Here is a 25,743-nt window from a genome sequence, read left to right on the forward strand (position 1 = left end):
GCCAACAGGTTCAATGGTTGTTGATATCGGTGGTGGTACGACGGAAGTTGCCGTTATCTCACTAAACGGTGTGGTTTACTCGTCTTCTGTACGTATCGGTGGTGACCGTTTTGATGAAGCTATCATCAACTACGTTCGTCGTAACTACGGCAGCTTGATCGGTGAAGCAACAGCCGAAAAGATCAAACACGAAATCGGTTCTGCTTACCCAGGCGATGAAGTCGATGAGATTGAAGTACGTGGTCGTAACCTTGCTGAAGGTGTTCCTCGTAGCTTTAGTCTGAACTCAAATGAAATCCTTGAAGCGCTTCAAGAACCTTTATCTGGCATCGTATCTGCAGTCATGGTTGCACTTGAACAGTGTCCACCAGAGCTTGCTTCTGATATCTCAGAAAACGGTATGGTACTGACAGGTGGTGGTGCACTGCTTAAAGACCTTGATCGTCTGCTAACTGAAGAAACGGGTATCCCTGTTGTTGTGGCGGAAGAGCCATTAACGTGTGTTGCTCTAGGCGGTGGTAAAGCTCTAGAGATGATCGACATGCACGGCGGTGATCTTTTCAGCGAAGAATAGTATCTAGTGTTAGGCTCTTTTCTTATCTAGTTTTATGTAAAGAGCCTAAGACCTTGTCTATAGGATCAAATGTCGCTCTAGGACCAAATATAGAATGAAGCCAATTTTTGGTAGAGGTCCCTCTCTACAATTGCGCCTGTTTTTTGCTGTAACATTATCAGCCAGCCTTATGCTGGCTGATAGTCGTTTAGATGCATTCTCAAATGTCCGCTATCTATTAAACAGCATGGTTGCGCCAATTCAGTATGCCGCTAATTTGCCTCGCACCATGTTTGATGGCGTATACGACCGTTTTAGTACTCGCAAAGGGCTAATTGAATCCAACCATACTATTAAACGAGAAGTCTTGCGCCTGAAGAGCGAGCTGATTCTGCTTGAGCAATATCAAGAGGAAAACAAGCGCCTTCGTAAGCTATTAGGCTCTCCGTTTATCCGTGATGAAAAGAAAGTCGTCACAGAAGTTATGGCCGTTGATACTTCACCCTACCGTCACCAAGTCGTGATCGACAAAGGTCAGATTGATGGGGTGTACGAAGGTCAGCCTGTGATCAATGAAAAAGGCATTGTTGGTCAAGTCACTTTTGTTGCTGCTCATAATAGTCGTGTTTTGCTACTGACTGATGCAAATAACGCAATTCCTGTTCAGGTTATTCGTAACGATATACGTGTGATTGCTTCTGGTAATGGCATGATTGATGAGATCCAGTTAGAGCACATTCCAACCAGTACTGATATTCAAGAAGAAGATCTGTTGGTGACATCTGGACTCGGTGGTGTATATCCAGAGGGTTACCCAGTCGCTTATGTGACTGCCGTTGATTATGACCCGAAGCGCGAGTTCGCCGTTATCAAAGGAGAACCTGTAGTTGAGTTTGATAAGCTCAGATACTTGTTGCTTGTGTGGCCTGATGAAAATAAACAGATGCAAGCAGAGCAATCTAGTATCGAACAAGCATTGTTAGAAGGTGAAAATGGCCAATAGCGTTTTAAGAAGCAAAGTAGTAATTGGCTGCTCATTTTTGATAGCACTTATTCTACAAACGATCCCTTGGCCGGGTAGTTTAGACCTATTCAGGCCATCTTGGTTATTACTGGTTACCTGCTATTGGGTTTTAGCGTTACCTTACAGAGTTAACGTTGGTAGTGCTCTAGTACTGGGCTTATTGTGGGACCTTTTGATCGGTTCGACTCTCGGTATTAGAGGCATGATGATGGCAATAGTAATGTACATTATTGCAATGAACTTCCTCGTGATTCGAAATATGGCGCTATGGCAGCAAGCGATAATCATTGCAGCCTTAACTGTGTTGTTTGAGGTGCTAATATTCTTTGGTGAATATTTGATCCAAGATGTCGTTTTCAATCCGTTATCGCTATGGAGCGCATTGATAAACTGTATACTTTGGCCTTGGATGTTTTTATTAATGAGACGTGTACGTCGCCATTGGCATGTAAGGTAGAGTGACGATGGAAAAGAAACATTTAGTTTTGGCATCCGGCTCTCCACGCCGCAAAGAATTGTTATCTCAACTCGGTTATGAGTTTTATGTCCTTGTAACTGATGTCGAAGAGTGTAAACACGCTCAAGAAACCGCCGAAGAGTACGTTAAGCGACTATCTTTAGATAAAGCCTTAGCTGCGTTGTCTTTATTGAAAGATAACCCTTCTGAAAAACAGCATGTTGCTTCTGGTTCTGATACTGTAGTTGCTAGTTCTCTTGATTCTGAAACAGTGGTTCTGGGCTCTGACACGGTCGTCGTAAGCCAAGGGCAAGTGCTCGAAAAGCCAATAGACCTTGCTGACTCTAAGCGTATGCTTACTCAGTTAGCGAATGATCGTCACCAAGTGATGACGGCAGTTTCTGTTGTATCGGAAGAAAAACAAAAGACAGAAATCATTATTACCGACGTATGGTTTAAACCCCTCAGTGAAAAAGAAATAGAACAATACTGGCAAACAGGGGAGCCATGCGATAAAGCTGGTAGCTATGGGATCCAAGGTTTGGGCGGACGCTTTGTTACCCGAATCGAAGGTAGTTATTACGCCGTTGTCGGCTTACCTTTATTTGAAACGGACCAGCTACTGCAAGAATTCTTATAATTACTAATCTGAGGTGCACCATGAGTGCTGAATTGTTGCTGAACGTGACCCCGAGTGAGACTCGTGTGGCCATGATTGAAGGGGGAGCTCTTCAAGAGATCCATGTCGAACGAGATGCTCGACGCGGGATCGTAGGAAATATCTACAAAGGACGTGTAAGCCGTGTTTTGCCTGGAATGCAGGCGGCATTTGTGGATATTGGCCTTGATAAAGCAGCTTTTTTGCACGCCTCTGATATTGTCCCCCACACTGAATGTGTTGCTGAGAATGAAAAGAAGCAATTTCAGGTTCGTGATATTTCAGAGCTTGTTCGCCAAGGGCAAGATATTGTCGTTCAAGTGGTCAAAGATCCTCTTGGTACCAAAGGTGCCCGTCTAACCACTGACATTACATTACCATCTCGTTATCTGGTATTCATGCCGGGCGCAAGCCACGTTGGTGTTTCTCAGAGAATTGATAGTGAGTCAGAACGCAACCGCCTAAAAAAAGTCGTGTCTCGTTACTGTGACGAGCACGGTGGCTTCATCATCCGTACGGCAGCAGAAGGCGCAGATTCAAATGAGTTGGCGCAAGATGCCGCATTCTTGAAGCGATTATGGCTAAAGGTGTTAGAACGTCGTGGTAAGCACAAAGCTCGTACTCGCTTGTATGGTGAGTTGTGCTTAAGCCAACGTATCTTACGTGATTTTGTCGGTACTGAGCTGAGCAAGATTCAGGTCGATTCTCGTCTAGAATATGAAAACCTAAAAGAGTTTACTTCTGAATACGTGCCTGAGCTAACAGACAAGCTTGAGTTGTATGAAGGTGATAAGCCTATCTTTGATATGTACGATACCGAGAACGAAATTCAACGTTCATTGGATCGCAAAGTCGAATTGAAGTCTGGTGGGTATCTGATTATCGACCAAACAGAAGCGATGACAACCGTCGACATCAATACTGGTGCCTTTGTTGGTCGTCGTAATCTAGAAGAAACGATTTTCAATACTAACGTCGAAGCGACACAAGCTATTGCTCGTCAACTTCGCCTTCGTAACTTAGGCGGCATCATCATTATCGATTTTATTGATATGCTGTCTGAAGAACATCGTAAGCGAGTACTAACTTCTTTAGAAGCGGCATTAGACAAAGACCGTGTGAAAACCAACATTAATGGCTTCACACAGCTTGGTTTGGTTGAGATGACTCGTAAACGTACTCGTGAAAGTATTGAGCATATTCTGTGTTCTAGCTGCCCTGCTTGTGAAGGTCGCGGTAGCGTGAAGACAGTTGAAACCGTTTGTTATGAAATTCTTCGAGAGATCACACGAGTGAATCGCGCGTATGACGCCGATAAGTTTGTTGTTTATGCGGCGGCTGCCGTTGCCGAGGCGTTAGAAGGAGAGGAATCTCACGCGCTTGCTGAGCTTGAAGTGTTTATTGGTAAGCAAGTTAAAATTCAGGCTGAGCCTCTGTACATACAAGAGCAGTTTGATGTTGTTATGATGTAATGGATATTTTGTGAGTTCAAGCGTTACTCTGATTCTTCGTACATGTCTATGGTTAGTGGTTACTCTCTTAGTAACACTAGCCATTGCTGTCACTACACTGCGTGTAGCCTTACCCAATTTAAATAAGTATCAATCTGAAATTGAGCTTTGGGTAAACCAACATTCCGGTTTTGAGTTTTCTATTCAAGATGTGGGTGGTTTTTGGCGTAACACTCACCCCTCTATTGCTCTGCAAGGTGTTAAGGCTAGCCTTCCCAACGCAGAAGATGTGGCTTTCTCTGTTGAGCGTGTTGAAGTTGAGTTTGACTTGATTCAATCGGTCGTGCAGATGCGTCCTGTCGTGGCCGATTTGGTCATGAATCAAATGTACCTCGACATCCGCTCAATTGATCTATTTGCCGGGCAAAACGGTAAAGATGAACCTAAAGACCCCGGCTCTTCCAAGCGAGTGATGCAGGAGCTGGACAATTTACTTTTAAAAACTTTGGTGGATGTGACCGCTAAAGATTCCTCTCTTCTATATCGAACTATCTCTGGTGAAGAACGTCAGCTTGATATCGAAACTTTAAAATGGCAAAACTCAGGTAAACATCACCTTGCGGAGGGGGTAGTAAGTATTAAAGACGCTAACCTCAACTCTTTGTCAGTAAGTGCTAACTTTGTTGATGGTGGTTCTTTAACTGATATGACGGGCGAGTTTTATGTCAGCGCGGATAGTATCTCAGTAATGCCTTGGTTAACTCGTTATATGCAGGCAGAATCCGGCATTGAGACGGGCACGGTGAGCTTGAATAGCTGGCTAACGCTACGAAATAGCAAGCCAGTTAGCGCTTATGTTGAGGTATTACCTTCAGAACTGACTTGGAATGAAGATGGTCAACATGACTTGATGCTTGAGTCGGGTGTTTTTAAATTATCCCCCATTGATGGTGGATGGCAGGTTAATGGTCACTCACTAAATCTAAGAACGGATGACAGGCCTTGGCCTGAACTTGATGTCGCTTTCAAGTGGAATAAAGGCCCGTGGGAACTTAATGTTTCTGAACTTGATGTTGAAACCATTACTCCGTTGATCAAGTTGATGCCAGATTCTTCGCAATCTACCCAAATGATCAATGCATTGGCACCGGGCGGTATCGTTTCAGACATTCGCGTTGCGATGGACTCTGGAATTGAAAGCTTGCGTTACTCTGCGAACTTTTCCGATTTGGCGATCGAACAATGGGAGTTAGTCCCTGGCTTTAGCCAAGTATCTGGGCATGTGTTTGGCTCGGCTTCGGAAGCGAAAGCCAGCTTATATGTTATTGATGATGTGTTTCCTTATGGTGATGTTTTCCAAGCGCCTCTGAATATCAAACAAGGTCAGGTTGATATTGTTTGGCAGCAAGATGAAAACGGCTGGAAACTGTGGTCGGACAAAATCACTGCAGCCACGCCAGATTTACAAGTACTAGGCGCATTTCGCTTGGACTTTCCAGATAACGCTAGCCCTTACCTTTCTTTTTATGGTGAAGCGGACGCTTACAACGTCGGTGAGACATGGCGCTATTTGCCGACATTGGCACTTGGCCAAGACTTAACCGATTACCTTTCAACAGCGATTCAAGCGGGTAAGGCCGACACCGTTAAATTACTTTGGCATGGTGAATTAGCCCAATACCCGTACACCAATCATGATGGTATTTTCCAAGTTTGGGTTGGCTTAGAAGACGCTAAGTTCAGCTTCGATACCGCGTGGCCATTGATAACCGACCTTCAACTTGACCTGTTATTTGAAAATGATGCGATGTATTTAGACTCTCGCTCCGCTCAATTGATGGATGTGGCGGCAGATCGAATCACTGGTCGTATTCCTTATTTAGGGGAAGGCGGTCATATCGAAATTGAAGCTAAAGCAACGGCGTCTGGTAATGCAGTTCGAAATTACATGACTGCTTCGCCACTCGTAGATTCTGTGGGTGCTGCGTTAACTGCGCTTAAAGTGAGTGGTGATGTCTCTTCTGAGTTCCAGCTTAATATTCCGTTTGATTCTGAACAAGAACCTAGAGCGTGGGGATATGCAGATCTGAGTGGTAATCATGTTGAGATTGAAGCTCCACCAATGGTGCTAGAGAACACCACTGGTCGTATTGAATTTGATAATGATGTCGTGACAGCAAGTGGTCTTGCAGCTGATTTGCTTAATCAAGGTATCTCGGTTGACTTTAAAGGTCTTAATGATGGACCTGGCTATGCAGTGGATCTTGATGTGTTAGGTGATTGGGACGTCAATCCTCTAAAGCCGTATGTCGGAGAGCAGTGGTTAAGCCGTTTGTCGGGTCATGCACAATGGCAAAGCCAGATCGATATTCAACTTAATGATATTGGTTTTACTTACCAACTCGACTTACAGTCAGACCTCAAATACTTAGCGAGTGATTACCCATACCCATTAGCTAAAAAGTCATTAGAAAGTGGCTCGGCAAGGCTACAAGCCTCGGGCAATCAAGAATCGATTACCGCGCGTCTGCAATTGCCGAGCACTAAATACCAAGCTGAGATTGATATTTCCGGCGATGTTCCTGAATTAACGGCGACCAATTTAGTCCTTGGTCGTGGTGGCTATAAAATTAGCCCCGTGGTAGGGCACCATGCCTTGATTCGTACCGATAAGTTCAATGCCGATGACTGGCTGTCAGTAGTCATGGAGCCAGTGCAACCATCGGATGCTGTCCTTAGCCAGATGAACAGGCCAACCATTCCAGCGCCACGTCGCATCACCTTCGAGAGCAAAGAGCTGATCTTAGGTGGTATTTCTTGGAATGATGTTGATTTTAGCGCTCGAAAAAATAAGCAAGCATGGCAAATGGAAGTGTCTAGCCAAGAGCTAGAAGGAGATATTAACTACCTGCCACCTTATGATTTGACGGTTTCATTGGATCGCCTGCATCTGTTTGTTCCTGGGTGGAGTGACAAGAAAAACCAAGATCAACTGCTACAGCGTAAGGCGCAAGAAGCACCATTGATCTCTGAGTTGGATAGAAAGCTCCATGATGCGATGCCGAATTTGACGCTGACCTTGAACGACTTCTGGCTTCAAGGCTATAAAGTTGGCAAGGTTGATGTTGAAATGGCGAGAAAGGAAGACCGCATTGAGTGGAATAAGATTCAGGTGAGAAGCGGCGGAAATAAAGCGGATATCAGTGGCTGGTGGGAACTGCAAGGCGATAAGAGTCATTCATCGTTAACTCTTGATGTTGAAGGTGAAAACAACAGTGAGTTAATGGAGCGTTTCGGTATTACTTCCGGGATTCAAAAAGCGCCCTTTGAGTTAGAAGGTCAATTGACTTGGGATGGTTCGCCTTGGGGGATCAAAATGGATACCCTTGATGGCAACGTTAAAACCCAATTTGGTAAAGGTATTATCTCGGATGTGAGTGGCGCAGCTCGATTACTGGGGCTGTTTAGCCTAGATTCGATTATCCGTAAGATGCAGCTCGACTTCTCGGACGTATTTGATAATGGCATGGCATTCAACAGCATCACAGGAACTGGCGAGATTCAAAATGGTATCTTTCTGACTAACGATCTGAATATGGATGCGGTCGCCGGTGAGATGAAAATAAAAGGGATCGCCAACCTCAATACACGCGAGGTCGATGCTGAAGTGAACTTCACCCCAGATATCACCTCCGGGATTCCAGTATTAACGGCTTTTGCGGTAACGCCTCAAACAGCGCTATACGTGTTAGCGGTGACTACGGTTATTTCTCCGGTTGTTGAAGTCTTTACCCAAGTTAATTATTCGGTGAAAGGACCGTTGGATTCACCAACAGTGAGCGAGCTTTCTCGCAGTTCTGGAGAATTCCAGCTACCAGAAAAACTCAGAAAATTAGCCGAATAAGCCTTAAATTAGCCAAATAAACCTTAAATTAGCCGAAAAAAACTTAGTATCCTAATCAGCTAATATACGGTGAAATGCTGATTTCTGAATCATAATGAATGGAGGAGCGATACACATGGATTGTGTTGGGTTGATTCAAATGACATCAGGCCCTCGACCTGACTTGAACTTTGATTATCTTGCTCAAGAAGTAGCAAAGTGCAAAGAGTTGGGGGCTAAGTGGGTTGTGTGCCCTGAAAATGCGTTAGTCTTTGGCAGTAAAGCCGACTATCACCAGTATGCTGAGCCTCTAAATGATGGCCCACTGCAAAAGAAAGTCTCTGAGCTAGCAAAGCTTTACCGAATTTGGATTGTTATTGGCAGTATGCCGATAAGCACAGCTAAAGGCGTGACTACCACAACTTTGGTGGTTGATGATTTTGGTTGCCTCGTTGCTCATTACGACAAGCTACACATGTTTGATGTGGATGTCGCTGACGCACATAAGTGCTATCGAGAATCGGATATTTTCACGCCCGGTGACCGAGTGGTAACAACGGAAACGCCTTTTGGTCGCTTAGGTTTGAGTATTTGTTATGATGTGCGCTTTCCGCACTTGTATTCAGAGTTACGCAAGCAAGGTGCACAAATCATAGTGGTACCGGCAGCTTTTACCGCAGTAACAGGGCAAGCTCACTGGGAAGCATTATTAAGATGCCGCGCGATCGAAACACAATCGTGGATTATTGCGGTAGGGCAAGGCGGAAATCATCCTTGCCAAAGAGAAACATGGGGACACTCAATGGTGGTTGATCCATGGGGACGAGTGGTTGCACAGCTAGACCAAGATCCTAAAAGTATGGTGGTTGAGATAGACACATCCAGTTGCGAATCAATCAGGCAAAATATGCCAATCGCGCAGCATTCTCGATTTACCAATCAATTTTAATTACAAATAAGAGCCATTTATGAGCATCAATCAAATTGAAGAAGCGCTACTGAACCCAACAGGGCTGACGGAGCAAAATATCGCAGATACATTGGCGAGCATTGCTACCCGCCAAATTGATTATGCTGATATTTACTTTCAGTCAAGCTGGCATGAATCTTTAGTGCTAGAAGACAGCATTATTAAAGACGGCTCTTTCAATATCGATTGTGGTCTTGGTGTACGAGCGGTATCTGGTGAAAAAACCGGTTTTGCTTACTCTGACCAAATCCAATTGGATGGCCTTAAACAGAGTGCAATCGCGGCTCGCGGTATCGCTAAGCAAGGGCAAAACGGTAAGGTACAAGCTTTCAAGCGTAACTCTAACCAAGCTTACTATGATGCAGTTAATCCGCTAGCAAGCTGGGAAAAGCAGCAAAAGACAGAATTACTTAAAGCGCTTGATGCTTACATTCGTACTAAAGAACCGATGGTAACTGAAGTATCGGTGAGCCTAAGTGGTGTACATGAACAGATGCTTGTTGCGGCAACTGATGGTACTTTCGCTGGTGATATTCGCCCGTTGGTTCGTCTATCAATTAGCGTACTTGCACAGAAAGGCGATCGTCGTGAACGTGGCAGTGCCGGTGGCGGTGGTCGTTTTGGTTACGATTTTTTCTTAAGTGATGCTAACGGTTCTCAAGTTGCTTACCAGTTCGCTGATGAAGCCATTCGCCAAGCATTAGTTAACCTTGAAGCGGTTGCTGCGCCTGCTGGTGCAATGCCTGTGGTTCTTGGTTCTGGTTGGCCTGGTGTTCTACTGCATGAAGCGGTAGGCCACGGCTTAGAAGGTGATTTCAACCGTAAAGAGTCTTCAGTATTTTCTGGCAAGATCGGCGAGCAAGTTACATCAAGCCTATGTACGATTGTTGATGACGGCACATTAACGGATCTACGCGGTTCATTGAACGTTGATGATGAGGGTGTTAATGGTCAGTACAATACGCTAATCGAAAACGGCATCCTAAAAGGTTACATGCAAGATAAGCTAAACGCTCGTCTAATGGGTGTAGCGCCGACAGGTAATGGTCGTCGTGAGTCTTACGCGCATCTTCCAATGCCACGTATGACGAATACATACATGCTGCCGGGCGAACACACACCGGAAGAGATCATTGCAACGGTTGAGAAAGGCATCTACGCACCGAACTTCGGTGGCGGTCAGGTTGATATCACATCAGGTAAGTTTGTGTTCTCAGCTTCTGAAGCGTACATGATTGAAAACGGCAAGATCACTCACCCAGTGAAGGGCGCGACGCTGATCGGTTCTGGTATCGAAGCAATGCAGCAGGTGTCTATGGTCGGTAATGACCTAAGCATTGACCGTGGTGTTGGTGTGTGTGGTAAGGCTGGTCAAAGTGTGCCAGTGGGTGTTGGTCAGCCAACGTTGAAGCTAGACTCGCTAACCGTCGGTGGTACTGAGTAAAGCAGATTAGCCTCTGAAAAATCACTATAAAGATAAATTGAAAAGCGCCTCTATTGTGAGGCGCTTTTTGTTTATAGGTTACTGGTTCTGTGAGCGCGCAGAGTCTACATGTTTTCTTCCGCGAACTCAGCCAGTCGGCTACGCACCACACCATTGAGGTGGATGTTGGCACTGCCTTCGAAGTTTTTAAAACGCTCGACCATGTAGGTGAGCCCCGAGGTCACAGGAGTTAGGTAGGAAGAATCTATCTGCGCTAGGTTTCCTGAGCAGACGATCTTGGTCCCTTCACCACAACGGGTGATGATGGTTTTGATTTGTGAAGCGGTCAGGTTCTGACACTCATCCAAAAGCACAAATGCATTCTGAATTGAACGACCACGCATAAAGTTAATCGATTTGAACTGGATGTTGGCTTTATCACAGATGTACTTCATCGAGCCCTCTGTGCAGTGATCATTCTTGTGCAGCGCTTCCAGTGTATCGGTCACTGCAGCTAACCAAGGCAACATCTTCTCTTCCTCTGTACCCGGAAGAAACCCTATCGACTCACCTATATCAGGTGTGTTTCGGGTTACGATGATCTTATCGAACTGTTTACGTTCAATAGTTTGTTCAAGTGCAGCAGCCATGGCTAACAGTGTCTTACCACTACCAGCAGCGCCAGTGAGAATCACCAGATCAATATCAGGGTCGAGCAGGGCATCGATCGCCATACCTTGGTATACGTTTTTGGGTGTGATGTCCCATGCTCTGCGATTCATTAGTCTTTCGCGACTGAGGTCTCTTAGTGTAATGCTTTCAGTTTCAATCTCTTCGACTCGAGCTGCAAAGTCACTTTCTTCGTCAATCACATACTGGTTGAGAAAGGTTGGCTCGAACGGCGCTCTTGCTAAGGTGTGCAGGGTCTTTCCGCCTAAACTTCTGCTCTCGACATTATCGATACCATCCCAAAATGAGCCTTCCAGTTGTTGGAAGCCTTTGGTGAGGTATTGGATATCATCAATCAATTGGTCGGTTTGATAGTCTTCAACAAAACGGACACCGGCGCCTTTGGCTCGTAAACGCATGTTGATGTCTTTGGTGATAAGAACCACTTCGCGTGGCGCGCGTTTATTTTGAAGATAGAGGACTGCGTTGAGGATTCGGTTATCGCCAGCTTTGTCATCGGCGAAGGCTTTGATGCTTTCTTGAAGTTCGTAATCTGCGAGTATTGAAATACTGCCAGATGCGTTTATGTCTTTAGAAAAAGGGATGCCTTCCGATATTTGGTCTGGTGTGGCTTCCCTGAATAAGTCTTCGAGAGTTCGAATCGCAATTCTCGCATCTCGAGCAACATCTCTTTTACTGTCTTTGATTCTGTCGAGTTCTTCTAGCACTGTCATTGGGATAACGACATCGTGCTCTTGGAAAGAAAATATAGCGAAGGGTTCGTGAAGTAGGATATTGGTGTCTAAAACAAATAGCTTCCGGTTGGTCTCGCCCATAGCATCTCCTTGCCGACGTGCGGCTTGCCTTGCATTCATTGAACGTAGATTAAGCTCATATAAAGGTTAGTATCTGATTCTAGTGATAGTCAACAACTCACCTAAACTTCATTTGAGAGCTGCATTCTGCTCTCCATAGAATAACCATGATTTTTTGACAGTTTGATTGCACTTATGAAAACAGAAAAAAAGTATGAAATCGTCTCCTTTAGGCGTGACCTAAATCACAGCATCGAGTAAGATTAGCGACCTTTTTCTGCACCATTTTCTCAAGATATTTATTATTAAGAGCGCACTTAAAAAGTGGCTGCAAACTAGGCATTTTTGGCTATATTTTTAGTTCAAGAGCAATAACGTTCTTGTTTGAAATTGCAGTTAGAAAGACCAAATTCCAACTATAAGATTGAGGTAGTCGATTCATGACATTTGCTTTGGGGCAACGCTGGATAAGCGATACGGAGAGCGATTTAGGTTTAGGTACCGTTGTAGCAATGGATGCTCGCACAGTAACAGTAATGTTTGCTGCGTCAGAAGAAAACCGCGTCTATGCACGCACAGATGCTCCCGTAACCCGAGTGGCGTTCAATGTAGGCGATGTCATCGAATGCCAAGAAGGTTGGTCTTTATCTGTTGAAGAAGTTATCGAAGATAAAGGGCTACTGACTTATTTGGGTATTCGTGAAGATACTCAAGAGACAGAGGTGACTCTGCGTGAAATCTTTTTAAGTAACCAGATCCGCTTTAACAAGCCACAAGATAAGCTGTACGCAGGTCAAATCGACCGTATGGATAACTTTGCGTTGCGCTACCGTGCTTTAAGCAACCAATACCAACAACATAAGAGCCCAATGCGCGGCTTGTGTGGTATGCGTGCAGGTCTTATCCCTCATCAGCTTTACATTGCTCATGAAGTCGGTCGTCGTCACGCTCCACGCGTTTTACTGGCTGATGAAGTTGGCCTAGGTAAAACCATAGAAGCGGGTATGATTATCCACCAGCAGGTGTTGTCTGGCCGTGCGGAACGTATTCTTATTGTGGTTCCTGAAACACTACAACACCAATGGCTAGTTGAGATGATGCGCCGTTTCAACCTGCACTTCTCTATCTTTGATGAAGAGCGTTGTATTGAATCTTTTGCAGAATCAGATAATCCATTCGATACACAGCAATACGTCCTGTGTTCTTTGGATTTCCTACGCAAGAGCCGTAAGCGCTACGAGCAAGCACTTGAAGGTGAGTGGGATTTGTTGGTTGTCGATGAAGCGCACCACCTTGAGTGGAGCCAAGACAAACCGAGCCGCGAATACCAAGTGGTTGAAGGATTAGCTGAAAACACGTCTGGTGTATTGCTACTGACAGCGACCCCTGAACAGCTGGGTCGTGAGAGTCACTTTGCGCGTCTGCGTCTGCTTGATCCTGATCGCTTCTACGATTACGAAGCATTCGTTGAAGAAGAAGACCAATATGCGCCAGTTGCTGATGCAGTAACGGCATTGTTCTCTGGCGTGAAGCTTGAAAACAGCGCGAAGAACCAAATTACAGAACTTCTGTCTGAGCAAGATGTTGAGCCACTGTTCCGTGTTATCGAAGGTGATAGCAGCGAAGAAGAGCAAGCCTTAGCTCGCCAAGAACTGATTGATAACCTTATGGATCGCCATGGTACTGGCCGTGTTCTTTTTAGAAATACACGTGCTGCAATCAAAGGCTTCCCTAAGCGTAATGTAAACCTACTGCCGATGGACATTCCAACGCAGTACACAACCTCGATGCGTGTATCGGGCATGATCGGTGGCAAGATGGCACCAGAAGCTCGAGCGATGAAGATGTTGTATCCAGAAGAGATCTTCCAAGAATTTGAAGGTGAAGATTCAAGCTGGTGGCAGTTCGATTCACGTGTGAACTGGTTGATTGAAAAAATCCAAGACAAGCGCAGCGAAAAGATCCTAGTGATCGCTTCTCGTGCAAGTACTGCTTTGCAATTAGAACAAGCACTGCGTGAGCGTGAAGGTGTGCGTGCAACGGTATTCCACGAAGGCATGTCGATTCTAGAGCGTGATAAAGCTGCGGCTTACTTTGCTCAAGAAGAGGGCGGCGCTCAGGTTCTTATCTGTAGCGAAATCGGTTCTGAAGGTCGTAACTTCCAGTTTGCTAACCAGTTAGTGATGTTCGATCTTCCGTTTAACCCGGATTTGCTTGAACAACGTATTGGTCGTTTGGACCGTATCGGTCAACTTCGAGATATCGACATTCATGTCCCTTACCTAAAAGGCACATCGCAAGCGATTCTAGCGCGTTGGTTCGATGAAGGTTTGAATGCATTCGCAGAGACTTGTCCTACTGGTCGCACGGTTTACGATAAGTATTCTGATGTACTGATCGAAATGCTGGCTTCTGGTAACACTGAGCAGCTTGATGAAGTCATTGAAGAATCAGCGAAGCTCAATCAAAGCCTGAAATCGGATCTAGAAAAAGGCCGAGATCGCCTACTAGAGATGCATTCAAATGGTGGCGATAAAGCCCATGAGATTGCTGAAAAGATCGCGTCTACTGATGGTGATACTAACCTAGTTTCTTTTGCACTGAGCCTGTTTGACACCATTGGTCTGAACCAAGATGACAAGGGTGAAAATGCACTAGTTGTGACACCTTCTGAACACATGATGGTGCCAAGCTACCCAGGCTTACCTTATGAAGGTGCAACGATTACGTTTGACCGTGAAACCGCGCTTTCTCGTGAAGACATGAATTTTATTAGCTGGGAACACCCAATGATTCAGGGCGGTATTGATCTGCTATTGAGTGAAGGTGTGGGTGCGTCTGCGGTATCTCTACTGAAGAACAAAGCGCTGCCAGTCGGTACGATTCTACTTGAGTTGGTTTACCTTGTTGATGCACAAGCGCCAAAGCGCAGCGGTATCAGCCAGTTCCTGCCTAAGACGCCGATTCGCTTGATGATGGATGGTCGTGGTAACGATTTATCTGCTCAGGTTGAATTCGATAGCTTTAACCGTCAACTAAGCCCGGTAAACCGTCATTTAGCGAGCAAGCTAGTGAACTCGGTACAAGGTGAGATTCACAAACTAATCGAAGCAGGTGAGACGCATGTACTGCCGAAGGTTGAAGAGGTTCGTCAACAAGCTCAGAAAGATATGCAAACTAACTTGAACGGTGAGTTAGAGCGTCTACAAGCGCTTAAAGCGGTTAACCCTAACATTCGTGATGAAGAGCTAGAGGTTATCGAAGCTCAAATCAACGAACTGACAGGTTACATCAGCAAGGCTCAGGTTCAGCTTGATTCGCTACGTTTGATTGTGGTTTCTCACAACTAGTTTTGAATTAGCTAAATGCTTTAACGAAATAAGGCCTTCATCATGAAGGCCTTATTTGTATCTATAACTTAGTTAAGAGCTTGGTTAACAGTTTGGCTAAGAATTTGGAGAGCAGATTACATCAACCATTTCCACCAAACGAACAGAGCTAAGAAGCCAAATAGGTAAACAAGGCCTACCACAGACAACCATTTTAGCTTAGTGCCAATCGCCAATCCTTCAGGAAGCTTAGTTTTGCTTACTAAGATGAAGTTAAGCAATGCGAAGAATGGCGTAGTAGCAAAGGCAAGCACCATCGCAAAATCAAGCATTGGCATCAGTGCTGCGCTGAAGAACATCACAATTGCGAGTGCCGCGAGAGAGACAATGATGATCCAGCCTTGCAGCATTTTTGGGCTCGATTCTTTTTTCAATAACAGGCGCTGTGATTCGGCAAGCACGCGTGAGTAACCATCGATAACGGTAATGGTACTGCCAAAGATACAGAAGAAGGCGATAAGAGCGATCAGTGGGCGAGACCATTCACCAATCGTGGAAGCGTAGATGCCGACCAATTGATGGGTGAAGCCAACACCAGAGCGAGACAATTCAACGCCTGTTCCATGAAGTACTAGTGTACCTAAAGCAACGAATACCAAAGCAAGCAGTGCCGTACCAATGTAGCCTACGTTGAAATCGAACAGTGCAGATTGAGCGGTCACTTCTTGTTTCTCTTTTTGGCTTTTTAGCCACATAGAGGTGATGCTTGATATCTCGATAGGCGCGGGCATCCAACCCATAGTGACAACGATAAAGCCAATAGCTGCCAATGACCAAGGTGATGGTGGAACAAAAGCCGCATCAGGTTCAACTGGAGAGCCGATAGCAATAGCGACTGCAGCCAAGGTTGTGATGGTCAGGATCGCCATGATCGCTTTAGACAGTGTATCGAGCGCGCGATAATGGCCAGCGAATAGAATGATCAAGCACGTAGCTAAAACGATCATGCACAATGTGCTGGTGGCCAAATCAAAAGGAATAAAGTAACTCAGTAAGCTTGCACTGAATAGCAGTAAGGCTGCGGTATTTACCACGGCGGAAATGGCACTTAGTATCGAAAAGATAACAAGGTAAGGTCGACCGAGGTTAGAATATCCTTCCACCAAGCTTTGCCCAGTACCAAGGGTATATTGGATGCCGGCTCTAAAGAATGGGTACTTAAATACGTTAACTAAAAGAATCAGTGCGGCTAGTTGCCATCCATAAATAGCGCCAGCTTTCGTTGAAGCGACTAAGTGAGATCCACCGACCGCAGCTGCGGCCATCATGATTCCTGGGCCAAAAGATTTAATCAGGCTTGAAAGTGGTGTGGAGGTTGGTGTTGAGGTGGTTTTAGCCGTACTTTCCATCGTTTTTCCTTTGAGGCTTAGTTCTTATTTTCCGTTACCTTATCAATACCATGTTTCGTAATTTCGTCAACTTTTATGTACAAAAGTGTTTAAAATTGTATTTTTTAATAAACGAATCGACCATGAGTTATTTATTAACCAGTAATTAAGAGGCTCTAATGGCGTTAGAACAGTACACACCACCACGTGAATCGTGGACTGATATTATCTATCAAGATGATGATATTCTTGTGGTGAACAAGCCAGCAGGCCTGCTTTCGGTACCGGGGAGACTGCCGGAGCACTACGACAGTATGTGGAGTCGGTTGGTTGTCGAATTTCCGGAGATTCAAGTTGTGCATCGGTTGGATATGTCTACATCAGGCTTGATGCTATTGGCTAAGCATAAACAGGCTGAGCGGCATTTGAAGAAGCAATTTCAATATCGACTGACACACAAACTTTATTACGCACGAGTGTGGGGTTCAATGGAAGACAAGGCAGGTTTGATTGACCTTCCTCTTATTTGCGATTGGACGAATCGCCCTAGACAGAAAGTGTGTTTCGACGATGGTAAACCATCTCAGACTCGCTATGTGGTTGAGCAACAAGAGCCTCAAACGACATTATTGAAATTGCTGCCGATCACTGGTCGCTCTCATCAGTTGCGTGTTCACTGCATGGAGCTAGGGAATCCAATTGTGGGCGACGAGTTTTATGCAACACCAGATGCGTTTAATTATAGTGACAGGTTAGCTTTACACGCATGTGAACTGAGTTTTTATCATCCGGCTAATAATCAGCTTTTCAAAGCTTTCGTGCCATGTGATTTTTACCCTCAAGCATCGCCACAAATCGAGCAGCACTTTGAAATTGCGCCAGAGCTTCCAGACTACAGTAAGCTAAAAGCTTAGAATGGTTAAATTAATACCAATGCAAGGACGTACAATGCCGAAGTTGAAAGTGGTCTTTCTCGACCGAGCTACCATCCCATCTCAAATACATTTAAAACCCCTTAGCTTTGAGCATCAGTGGGTGGAGTATGACTTCACTTCGCCAGAACAAGTGTCTGAACGAATAGAAGGCGCTGATGTTGTTATTACCAACAAGGTCGTGCTTAACGAATCGAATTTGGCTCAAGCACAACAACTTAAGCTAATAGCTGTTTCAGCAACGGGTGTGAACAATGTCGATGTTGGCTACTGCAAGAGTAACAACATAGCGGTGACAAACGTGCAAGGCTACGCGACTCAATCGGTACCTGAACATGTTATCGCGATGCTGTTTACGCTTAAGCGAAACCTCGTTGGTTATCATCAAGATATCGAGGCTGGCGAGTGGCAAAAGGACAAACAATTCTGTTTCTTTACTCATCCGATTCAAGATGTTGCAGGCAGTACATTGGGCTTAATCGGGAGTGGTAGCTTAGGGCAAGCGACCGCGATATTAGCAAAAGCGATTGGTATGAATGTCATCTTTACTGAGCGTAAAGGGGCTGATTCTTGTCGAGAAGGGTATCTACCTTTTGATACGGTGTTACAGCAAGCGGATGCGATCAGCTTACATTGTCCATTAACTGAAGCGACTCGAAATCTGATTTCAGAGCGAGAGCTAACCATGATGAAATCAAGTGCGGTATTAATTAATGCTGGCCGTGGTGGACTTGTCGATGAGCAGGCCTTAGTTGAAGCTTTGAAAAGTAATGAGATTGCAGGTGCGGGCATGGATGTGTTTACACAAGAACCTGCAGATAATTCGAATCCACTATTGGCTAACAGCCACTTACCTAATTTACTGCTAACACCACATGTGGCGTGGGGCAGCGACAGTTCAATTCAAAAACTGTCTGATATCTTAATCGATAATATTGATGGGTTTGTTGCAGGTAATCCGCAGAACTTAGTGAGTTGATTGAAGAATTGAATGGTGCAAGCACAAAATAAAAAAAGGTTGGCTTTTAGGCCAACCTTTTTAGATTTAGATCGTTGTGTCGATTAAGTGATTTAGCCTTGCGGCTTAACTACCAATACATTGATTGGTGAGTTCTGAACCACTTTGCTTGCAACAGAACCCAGTACAACCTTGTCGATTTTCGAGCGCTTATGACTAGGCATCACGATAAGATCTGCCCCTAGTTTCTCTGCGCAATCAAGAATCGTTGTGTAGGCCTTGCCTTCGGCAACGTGAACTTTATAGATCACATCATCGTCAATATGCTTATCAGCAAATTCTTTCAGCTGATTTTTAACATCAAGCTTCATTTGGTTTGCTGCATCTTTCGGGAAGTAAGACGCTACCATCGACATGTGGATGCCCGGTAATACGTTCAGAATGTGGATCTCAGCATTACTGTGTTTCGCGTGCCATACCGCTAGCTCGACCGCTTTATCAGAAAAGCCTTTGTCGTTCAGATCAACGGGAACAAGGATTTGTCTATACATGTATTCGTCTCTTTTTGAGCAGCGCCGAGTACATACCAAGCGCTGTAATTATCTTTTCCATGTAGTAAAAAAGCCAAATAGAGTAGAGCGCTATTTGGCTCTATCCATTACGCGCTAATCTCATCCTTACGAGCACGCCTTCTTTGGTTCATCGCTAAACCAATCAAAATTAATAGGGCAGGTAAGAATACCCACTCTTTCATTGGTCGTTCTGCATCTTGGATAACGGATTTAATTTCCCAATCAAAGTCAATGCCAGCAGCTTCAGCAGGGCTACCAAACTCAACCATATCAACAATCATCTTGTCGTCAGCTTGGGTCAGCATTAGGCCCATTGAAGCAATGCGGTCTTCACTTGTTGTCGCAGAATCTTCAAACGGAAGGCGAACTGTTTTCTCAGAATAGTTACCTTCTAAGTTTTCGCCACCGACTCTCAATTCAAGTGATTGTCCCACAGATAGATTTTCTGTGATTTGAGCGATCTCAACTCCAGGTGAAAGAACTTTCTCTGGATAAATCATGTCCCACCAGAAGCCAGGGCGGAAGAAAGAGAAGGTCAGAACGATAAGCAGTATAGTTTCCCACCACTTGTTCTTAGTGAACCACCAACCTTGTGTCGCTGCTGCAAAGATAAGTACCGCAGTAACCGAAGAGAAAATCGTCAGTGCTAAGTGCCACCAAGAATCAATGCCCATCAACAGTAGTTGGGTGTTGAAGATGAACATGAACGGCAATATCGCGGTCCGGATATCGTAGGTAAAACCTTGAATACCGGTACGAATCGGGTCTGATTTAGCAATCGCAGCGGCCGCAAATGCAGCCAAACCTACCGGAGGTGTATCGTCCGCAAGAATACCGAAGTAGAACACGAATAAGTGAACCGCAATCAGTGGAATGATCAAGCCGTGCGCTGCACCTAAGGTAACAATTACTGGTGCCATCAATGTTGATACAACGATGTAGTTCGCCGTTGTTGGCAAGCCCATACCTAAGATCAAGCTGATTACCGCAGTGAATAACAACATTAGAATGATGCTACCGCCTGAGATGAACTCAACAAAATCGGTCATTACAAGGCCGATACCTGTCAGCGTTACCACGCCTACAACCGTACCAGCTGCAGCTGTCGCTACACCGATACCGATCATGTTACGTGCGCCTGAAACTAAGCTCTCTGCTAGATCAACGAAGCCTGCTTTTGTTTGTTCTGCGAGATCGTCTGATTTGTTCATCAGAGTCATTAAAGGACGCTGAGTGATCAGAATGAAGATCATGAACACGGTCGCCCAGAATGCCGACAGACCTGGAGAGAAACGTTCAACCGTTAAACACCAAACTAGAACTACGATAGGCAGTAGGAAGTGAAGGCCAGACTTAATCGTTGGGCCTGGATCAGGTACTTCTGTTAGGTTCTCGTCGATTTCCATGCCACCTTCAGCTGCGTATTTAGCAGAAACACGAACCAGAGCGACATAAGAGACTAATAGAGCAACAGTCACAATTGGTGTGGCTGCAGCGCCAAAGACATCTTTTGTCCAGCCGACACCGTAGTAAACCGCTGCACTGATGACACATAGGCCTAAGATAGTACCAGTGAAAGAGAGTAGGCTTTGCACGATAGTTGGTGTGTGACGACGAGGTAAGCCCGTCATACCTGCTTTACATGCCTCTAAGTGAACAATGTAAATCAGGGCGATGTAAGAGATCAGAGCGGGCAGTAGTGCTGCTTTGATTACTTCTACGTAAGAGATGCCCACGTACTCAACCATCAAGAATGCTGCTGCACCCATGATCGGTGGTGTTAATTGACCATTGGTTGAAGCTGCGACTTCTACTGCACCCGCTTTTGTTCCCGGGAAACCAACACGCTTCATTAGCGGGATAGTAAAGGTACCAGTGGTAACTACGTTAGCAATCGAAGAACCTGATACCAGACCAGATAAACCAGATGCTACAACGGCTGCTTTCGCTGGGCCGCCCTTCATGTGGCCAAGCAGAGAGAATGCCACTTTGATGAAGTAAGCACCTGCACCCGCGCGCTCAAGCATTGCACCAAACAGTACAAACAAGAATACAAATGACGTTGATACGCCAAGAGCAACACCGAACACACCTTCTGTTGTTAACCACAGATGCGACATTGCCTTGTTCAGGCTCGCACCTTTGTGGGCGATAACGTCTGGCATGTGTGGACCGCCAAAGGTGTAAAGTAAGAAGACTGCTGCCACAACCATAAGAGGTGGACCTAAAGCGCGTCGTGTTGCCTCAAGCAGTAGAACCATACCGAATACGGCCGCAACAATATCGAATGTTGTTGGTGCACCCGAGCGTTCAGCGAGCTGAGTATAGAAAATATAGATATAAGAAGCTGAAAAGCTACCTACAAGCGCTAGTATCCAGTCGACAGCTGGGATGCGATCCCTAGGCGAATTCTTCATGGCTGGATAAGCGGTAAAGGCTAGGAGAATAGCAAACGTAAGGTGAATTGCTCGAGCTTCAGTGTCGTTTAAAATTGCGAAGTTAAAAATGAATGGCAGCGGAGATGCATACCAAAGTTGGAACAGTGACCAACATAGAGGCACAAACCATAAAATACGGCCTTGGATACCACGAGGGCTACGCGCACCAGTATCTGATTGTGCCACCATTTCTTGCACATCTGGAGACGGTGATGTTGTCTGCGTCATGTACTTTATCCTTATTATTGATGGTCTGCCTTTTGTTACGAACAACTAAACGTGATTTCTTTCCTATCTAGTGTAGTGAATGGATAGAGAAATGCGTTCTTTGTTCGTCTTTGTCTTAGGCTTGATACGAAGGTAAATCCTCCAAATTGGAGAAACTTAAAGGGTTGTTCTTTTCACTTAAATTATTTTTATAAAACGTGAAAATCCAATAAGGAGGACTAGCCTCCTTATTGGTTTAGTAGGCTTAAAGTAGAGTTACTTTAGAAGACCTACTTCTTTGTAGTATTTTGCGGCACCTGGGTGAAGAGGGATAGAGATACCCGCTTTAACCATGTCTTCTTTTTTCAGGTTAGCAAATGCTGGGTGCAGACGTTTGAATGTTGCGAAGTTTTCAAATACTGCTTTAGCAACGTTGTATGCTACTTCATCTGAAACGTCTGAAGTTGTTACCATAGTTGCAGCAACACCAAAGCTATTTACGTCAGCATCTGTACCGCGGTACATACCAGCAGGTACTGTGCTGTATGCGTAGTATGGGTTTTCAGCTACGATCTTGTCGATCTGTGGACCTGTTGCAGAAACCAGTTTTGCATCACAAGACGTTGTCGCTTCTTTAATTGATCCGTTCGGGTGACCAACCATGTAGATGAATGCATCAATCTTGTTATCACAAAGTGCTTGTGAACGCTCAGAACCTTTCAGTTCAGAAGCAAGCTTGAAGCTATCGTTAGTCCAGCCCATAGAGTCCATTACAACACCCATCGTTGCACGGTCGCCAGAACCCGGGTTACCAATGTTGACACGCTTACCAGCTAGGTCTGAAACATTGTTAATACCTGCATCGGTGCGAGCGATGATGTTGAACGGTTCTGTATGTAGAGAGAACATAGCACGAAGTTTCTTGTATTCGCCTTGGTCTTTGAACTTACTTGTACCGTTGTAGCCGTGGTATTGCCAGTCCGATTGAACAACACCGAAATCTAGTTCACCAGCACGGATGGTATTAACGTTGTAGATTGAACCGCCAGTAGACTCGACAGAACAACGAATGTTGTGGTCTTTACGGCCTTTGTTCACTAGCTTACAAATTGCACCACCAGTCGGGTAATAAACACCCGTTACTGAACCAGTACCAATTGTGATGAACTCTTGAGCGTTAACTGCGCCAGCGCCCATTACAGCAGCTGCAATAGCCCCAACTTTAATCAGTTTGGTAAATGCCATGAATTTCCCTTCCTTTATTCATTATTAACCCTGAAACAAGTGTAGTCGTTTCTGGAGTTTCCTATTTGGAAACGGCACCTTTTTCAATCCATGTGATGAAAAAGTGGCTGAATAATATCAAAAATTGGCAGAAAATTACTCAAATGTTAAAAGATATAGCGAAAAAATCTAACAAATGACGGTTGGATCTCGTGTTTGATTTGCTATTGAGTTTTTTAAAATCAATGAGTTAGTGATTTTTGGGAGAGGCGGGATAGATATCTTAGGATGTGATTTGGATCACGAACTAAATAGGTGTTTGTGATCCAATAGTAATGGCTGATAGTTATGAAACTGTGAGCAATTATCCTGCGTATTCAAACAGTTCGCATACAGAATCGAACAGTTGCTTAGTGGTAACTGATAAGGTTGGAGTAATGAAGATAGTATCATCTCCAGCAACTACCCCCAGTATGCCTTCTGACTTACCTAATGAATCTAATAAGCGAGCAATAAGCTGCGCGGCACCAGGGCCAGTGTGTATCACAACCAATGCATTGTTGTGATCAATATCTAACACTAACTCTCTTAAAGAGCTCGAAACCGTCGGAACACCAAGTTCAGCAGGAAGACAATAAACCATCTCCATTTTTGCATTGCGTGTTCGCACGGCGCCAAACTTAGTTAACATACGCGAAACTTTAGATTGGTTGATACTTTCAAAGCCTTCATGCTTCAGAGCATCGACAATCTCGCCTTGCGAACCAAAACGTTCTTCTTTTAGTAGTGATTTAAAAGCTCGAACTAAGTTGTCTTGTTTTTCTGTATTGCGCATATGTCATTCTTATTCATTAACAAAGATGTTTGCATATTCTCGCATACATATTCAGTTCTCGCCAAAATATCACGGTAATTTGTTAGTCATATCACTGTAAAAATTTAATAGGATAATGTGTTATTTAAGACGAGTTGTTTTGTCATTTCAAATGATTATCGCCATAATGCGAACTTGCTGTGTAGCACGGTTTTATTGACTTGCGCGAAGTCGCAAAGCTAGCGTTAATTGATTGTAATCACTTTGTGATTAATATAGTTTTTTAACTTAAATTTAGCTCAAGAATTACCCTACAAAGAATCTATAAGAGAAAGCTCTCAAGGAGAATAACAATGAAAGTAGCTGTTATTGGTGCCGCTGGTGGCATCGGTCAAGCCCTAGCCCTACTACTAAAGAACCGCCTGCCTGCTGGTTCAGATCTTGCACTTTACGACATCGCTCCGGTAACCCCGGGGGTTGCTGCCGATCTTAGCCATATCCCAACGCCTGTTTCGATCAAAGGTTACGCGGGTGAAGATCCAACTCCAGCACTTGAAGGTGCGGATGTTGTGCTTATTTCTGCGGGTGTTGCTCGTAAACCTGGTATGGATCGTGCGGATCTTTTCAATGTGAACGCTGGCATTGTTAAGTCTCTAGCTGAAAAAATTGCCGTTACTTGTCCTACTGCTTGTGTTGGTATCATTACTAACCCAGTAAATACAACAGTGCCAATCGCTGCTGAAGTACTTAAGAAAGCGGGCGTTTACGACAAGCGTCGTTTATTCGGTATTACTACTCTTGATGTCATTCGTTCTGAAACGTTCGTTGCTGAGCTGAAAGATAAAGATCCAGGCGACATTCGTGTTCCTGTTATCGGTGGTCACTCAGGTGTAACGATCCTTCCTCTGCTTTCTCAAGTTGAAGGTGTTGAGTTTACTGACGAAGAAATCGCAGCGCTAACAACTCGCATCCAAAACGCGGGTACTGAAGTAGTAGAAGCTAAAGCGGGTGGCGGTAGTGCGACCCTATCTATGGGTCAAGCGGCTTGTCGCTTCGGTCTTGCTCTAGTGAAAGCACTTCAAGGCGAAGAGAACGTGATTGAGTGTGCCTACGTTGAAGGTGAAGGCGAGCACGCACCATTCTTCGCACAACCAGTTAAACTTGGCAAAGAAGGCGCTGAAGCGATTCTTAGCTACGGTGAACTGAGCGACTTCGAACGCAATGCACTAGACAGCATGCTAGAAACGCTAAATGGCGATATTGAGATTGGTGTTGAATTCGCTAAATAAGCGATAGATAACTGAACTCTGCTAAAAACGACAGTTAACGAAAGCCGATCATTGCGATCGGCTTTTTTGATCCTTGTATTCAATCCACTCGTAATCTTTTTATAACCACGAAGAATTAGGGTATTGAACGATGACTAGAGTACAAAAAGGGATGAATGTTAACTATCTAGGTCGCTTGGGCAAGATATTGGTTATCGATGAGCAAGAGCAGTTCGCGTTGTTTGAGTCTTACAATAGTCATAAGCAATATGCAGTTCCGTTGGAAGAACTTGAAGAGATCGAAGCGCAACTACCTCTATCGTTAGAATCGAGTCGTTATTGAGACCCAGAGTATTATCTAGCAGGATCAAAAAAAGAGCCAACAGGCTCTTTTTTATTATATAGCTGTCTATTTACTACTTAGCTTCTATTTACTTGCTACGTTTTACTGCAAGGTGAGCTAGCGTAGTTAAAGCCTGCTTGTATTCTGACTCAGGAAGAATAGAAAGCTCAGCAATAGCTTTATCAGCTTCTTCATAGGCTTTATTGGTCGTGTACTCTAACGAGCCAGTCTCTTTCATGACAGACATAATGTCGTCGAGACGTTCCATACCATTAGCTTTTTCAATCGCTTCACGAATCATGCTTGCTTGGTCTGGGGAACCATTGCGCATTGCGTAAAGCAACGGTAACGTCGGTTTGCCTTCTGC

19 protein-coding genes and 1 pseudogene are annotated in these 25,743 nt (G+C 44.7%); 13 read left to right on the top strand and 7 right to left on the bottom strand.

Going from position 1 to position 25,743, the window contains the following annotated elements; all coding sequences use genetic code 11:
* From AB4496_RS00020 to tldD, 8 genes are all read left to right on the top strand, one after another.
* Positions 1–574 (top strand): rod shape-determining protein (locus AB4496_RS00020; protein WP_372130462.1); only part of this gene is annotated, 574 nt, incomplete at its 5' end.
* Positions 575–668: 94 nt separating this feature from the next.
* Complete coding sequence (gene mreC / locus AB4496_RS00025) at positions 669–1,556, top strand: rod shape-determining protein MreC (RefSeq protein WP_102257739.1); 888 nt, start codon at positions 669–671, stop codon at positions 1,554–1,556.
* The gene (gene mreD / locus AB4496_RS00030; protein ID WP_009847848.1) at positions 1,546–2,034 is read left to right on the top strand and encodes a rod shape-determining protein MreD; all 489 of its coding nucleotides are present in this window, start codon (positions 1,546–1,548) and stop codon (positions 2,032–2,034) included. The genes mreC and mreD overlap by 11 nt, the downstream gene beginning before the upstream one ends.
* A gap of 7 nt (positions 2,035–2,041) precedes the next feature.
* A complete protein-coding gene (locus AB4496_RS00035) occupies positions 2,042–2,674 on the top strand; it encodes a nucleoside triphosphate pyrophosphatase (protein WP_009847847.1) in 633 nt (210 codons plus the stop codon).
* Positions 2,675–2,694: 20 nt separating this feature from the next.
* On the top strand, positions 2,695–4,164 hold the full coding sequence (rng, locus tag AB4496_RS00040; protein WP_009847846.1) for a ribonuclease G: 1,470 nt from the start codon (positions 2,695–2,697) through the stop codon (positions 4,162–4,164).
* A gap of 10 nt (positions 4,165–4,174) precedes the next feature.
* Positions 4,175–8,047 (top strand): YhdP family protein, encoded by a 3,873-nt coding sequence (locus AB4496_RS00045; RefSeq protein WP_009847845.1) that lies wholly within the window; start codon positions 4,175–4,177, stop codon positions 8,045–8,047.
* 115 nt (positions 8,048–8,162) lie between these two features.
* Entirely contained in the window at positions 8,163–8,975 is an 813-nt protein-coding gene (locus AB4496_RS00050) for a carbon-nitrogen hydrolase family protein (RefSeq protein WP_009847844.1), read from the top strand.
* A 19-nt stretch (positions 8,976–8,994) separates the two neighbouring features.
* The gene (gene tldD / locus AB4496_RS00055; RefSeq protein WP_009847843.1) at positions 8,995–10,440 is read left to right on the top strand and encodes a metalloprotease TldD; all 1,446 of its coding nucleotides are present in this window, start codon (positions 8,995–8,997) and stop codon (positions 10,438–10,440) included.
* 104 nt (positions 10,441–10,544) lie between these two features.
* Here tldD and AB4496_RS00060 read toward each other — a convergent pair whose 3' ends face one another.
* Positions 10,545–11,924 carry a PhoH family protein gene (locus tag AB4496_RS00060; RefSeq protein ID WP_009847842.1) on the bottom strand — a complete coding sequence of 460 codons (1,380 nt, stop codon included), beginning with the start codon at positions 11,922–11,924 and terminating at the stop codon, positions 10,545–10,547.
* Between the two features lie 419 nt (positions 11,925–12,343).
* Here AB4496_RS00060 and rapA point away from each other — a divergent pair, with 419 nt between their 5' ends.
* Entirely contained in the window at positions 12,344–15,253 is a 2,910-nt protein-coding gene (gene rapA, locus AB4496_RS00065; RefSeq protein ID WP_009847841.1) for an RNA polymerase-associated protein RapA, read from the top strand.
* 116 nt (positions 15,254–15,369) lie between these two features.
* Here the strand turns inward: rapA and AB4496_RS00070 are convergent, their stop codons facing one another.
* A complete protein-coding gene (locus tag AB4496_RS00070) occupies positions 15,370–16,641 on the bottom strand; it encodes an NRAMP family divalent metal transporter (RefSeq protein WP_009847840.1) in 1,272 nt (423 codons plus the stop codon).
* A gap of 158 nt (positions 16,642–16,799) precedes the next feature.
* Between AB4496_RS00070 and AB4496_RS00075 the strand changes: the two genes are divergently transcribed.
* Together AB4496_RS00075 and AB4496_RS00080 are read left to right on the top strand one after the other, a co-directional pair.
* Entirely contained in the window at positions 16,800–17,534 is a 735-nt protein-coding gene (locus AB4496_RS00075) for a pseudouridine synthase (protein ID WP_102257738.1), read from the top strand.
* A gap of 34 nt (positions 17,535–17,568) precedes the next feature.
* Positions 17,569–18,531 (top strand): D-2-hydroxyacid dehydrogenase, encoded by a 963-nt coding sequence (locus AB4496_RS00080; protein ID WP_009847838.1) that lies wholly within the window; start codon positions 17,569–17,571, stop codon positions 18,529–18,531.
* 92 nt (positions 18,532–18,623) lie between these two features.
* Here AB4496_RS00080 and AB4496_RS00085 read toward each other — a convergent pair whose 3' ends face one another.
* The 4 genes from AB4496_RS00085 to argR all read right to left on the bottom strand — a co-directional run bounded on the left by AB4496_RS00085 (position 18,624) and on the right by argR (position 23,786).
* Positions 18,624–19,061 (bottom strand): universal stress protein, encoded by a 438-nt coding sequence (locus tag AB4496_RS00085; protein WP_009847837.1) that lies wholly within the window; start codon positions 19,059–19,061, stop codon positions 18,624–18,626.
* A gap of 107 nt (positions 19,062–19,168) precedes the next feature.
* Positions 19,169–21,748 carry a TRAP transporter permease gene (locus AB4496_RS00090; RefSeq protein ID WP_102257737.1) on the bottom strand — a complete coding sequence of 860 codons (2,580 nt, stop codon included), beginning with the start codon at positions 21,746–21,748 and terminating at the stop codon, positions 19,169–19,171.
* A gap of 255 nt (positions 21,749–22,003) precedes the next feature.
* Positions 22,004–22,972: a TAXI family TRAP transporter solute-binding subunit gene (locus AB4496_RS00095; protein WP_009847835.1), complete on the bottom strand. Its 969-nt coding sequence runs from the start codon at positions 22,970–22,972 to the stop codon at positions 22,004–22,006.
* 343 nt (positions 22,973–23,315) lie between these two features.
* Positions 23,316–23,786 (bottom strand): transcriptional regulator ArgR, encoded by a 471-nt coding sequence (gene argR, locus AB4496_RS00100; protein ID WP_004735909.1) that lies wholly within the window; start codon positions 23,784–23,786, stop codon positions 23,316–23,318.
* Positions 23,787–24,118: 332 nt separating this feature from the next.
* Here argR and mdh point away from each other — a divergent pair, with 332 nt between their 5' ends.
* Positions 24,119–25,054 carry a malate dehydrogenase gene (mdh, locus tag AB4496_RS00105; RefSeq protein WP_009847834.1) on the top strand — a complete coding sequence of 312 codons (936 nt, stop codon included), beginning with the start codon at positions 24,119–24,121 and terminating at the stop codon, positions 25,052–25,054.
* Positions 25,055–25,184: 130 nt separating this feature from the next.
* Positions 25,185–25,376, top strand: coding sequence for a hypothetical protein (locus AB4496_RS00110; RefSeq protein WP_009847833.1), 192 nt, complete (start codon positions 25,185–25,187; stop codon positions 25,374–25,376).
* An 88-nt stretch (positions 25,377–25,464) separates the two neighbouring features.
* Here the strand turns inward: AB4496_RS00110 and AB4496_RS00115 are convergent.
* Positions 25,465–25,743 (bottom strand): annotated as a pseudogene (locus tag AB4496_RS00115) (octaprenyl diphosphate synthase); the annotation flags it as partial.

Origin of the sequence: Vibrio sp. 10N.222.46.A1, assembly GCF_041473595.1 — a bacterium.
GTDB classification, from domain to species: Bacteria; Pseudomonadota; Gammaproteobacteria; order Enterobacterales; family Vibrionaceae; genus Vibrio; species Vibrio tasmaniensis_A.

Coding starts and splice junctions, on each gene's coding strand:
- AB4496_RS00075 (WP_102257738.1), top strand. CDS start 16,800: ATGGCGTTAGAACAGTACACACCACCACGTGAATCGTGGACTGATATT.
- AB4496_RS00070 (WP_009847840.1), bottom strand. CDS start 16,641: ATGGAAAGTACGGCTAAAACCACCTCAACACCAACCTCCACACCACTT.
- AB4496_RS00080 (WP_009847838.1), top strand. CDS start 17,569: ATGCCGAAGTTGAAAGTGGTCTTTCTCGACCGAGCTACCATCCCATCT.
- mreD (WP_009847848.1), top strand. CDS start 1,546: ATGGCCAATAGCGTTTTAAGAAGCAAAGTAGTAATTGGCTGCTCATTT.
- AB4496_RS00090 (WP_102257737.1), bottom strand. CDS start 21,748: ATGACGCAGACAACATCACCGTCTCCAGATGTGCAAGAAATGGTGGCA.
- AB4496_RS00050 (WP_009847844.1), top strand. CDS start 8,163: ATGGATTGTGTTGGGTTGATTCAAATGACATCAGGCCCTCGACCTGAC.
- AB4496_RS00110 (WP_009847833.1), top strand. CDS start 25,185: ATGACTAGAGTACAAAAAGGGATGAATGTTAACTATCTAGGTCGCTTG.
- rapA (WP_009847841.1), top strand. CDS start 12,344: ATGACATTTGCTTTGGGGCAACGCTGGATAAGCGATACGGAGAGCGAT.
- argR (WP_004735909.1), bottom strand. CDS start 23,786: ATGCGCAATACAGAAAAACAAGACAACTTAGTTCGAGCTTTTAAATCA.
- AB4496_RS00035 (WP_009847847.1), top strand. CDS start 2,042: ATGGAAAAGAAACATTTAGTTTTGGCATCCGGCTCTCCACGCCGCAAA.
- mdh (WP_009847834.1), top strand. CDS start 24,119: ATGAAAGTAGCTGTTATTGGTGCCGCTGGTGGCATCGGTCAAGCCCTA.
- AB4496_RS00085 (WP_009847837.1), bottom strand. CDS start 19,061: ATGTATAGACAAATCCTTGTTCCCGTTGATCTGAACGACAAAGGCTTT.
- tldD (WP_009847843.1), top strand. CDS start 8,995: ATGAGCATCAATCAAATTGAAGAAGCGCTACTGAACCCAACAGGGCTG.
- mreC (WP_102257739.1), top strand. CDS start 669: ATGAAGCCAATTTTTGGTAGAGGTCCCTCTCTACAATTGCGCCTGTTT.
- AB4496_RS00095 (WP_009847835.1), bottom strand. CDS start 22,972: ATGGCATTTACCAAACTGATTAAAGTTGGGGCTATTGCAGCTGCTGTA.
- AB4496_RS00060 (WP_009847842.1), bottom strand. CDS start 11,924: ATGGGCGAGACCAACCGGAAGCTATTTGTTTTAGACACCAATATCCTA.
- rng (WP_009847846.1), top strand. CDS start 2,695: ATGAGTGCTGAATTGTTGCTGAACGTGACCCCGAGTGAGACTCGTGTG.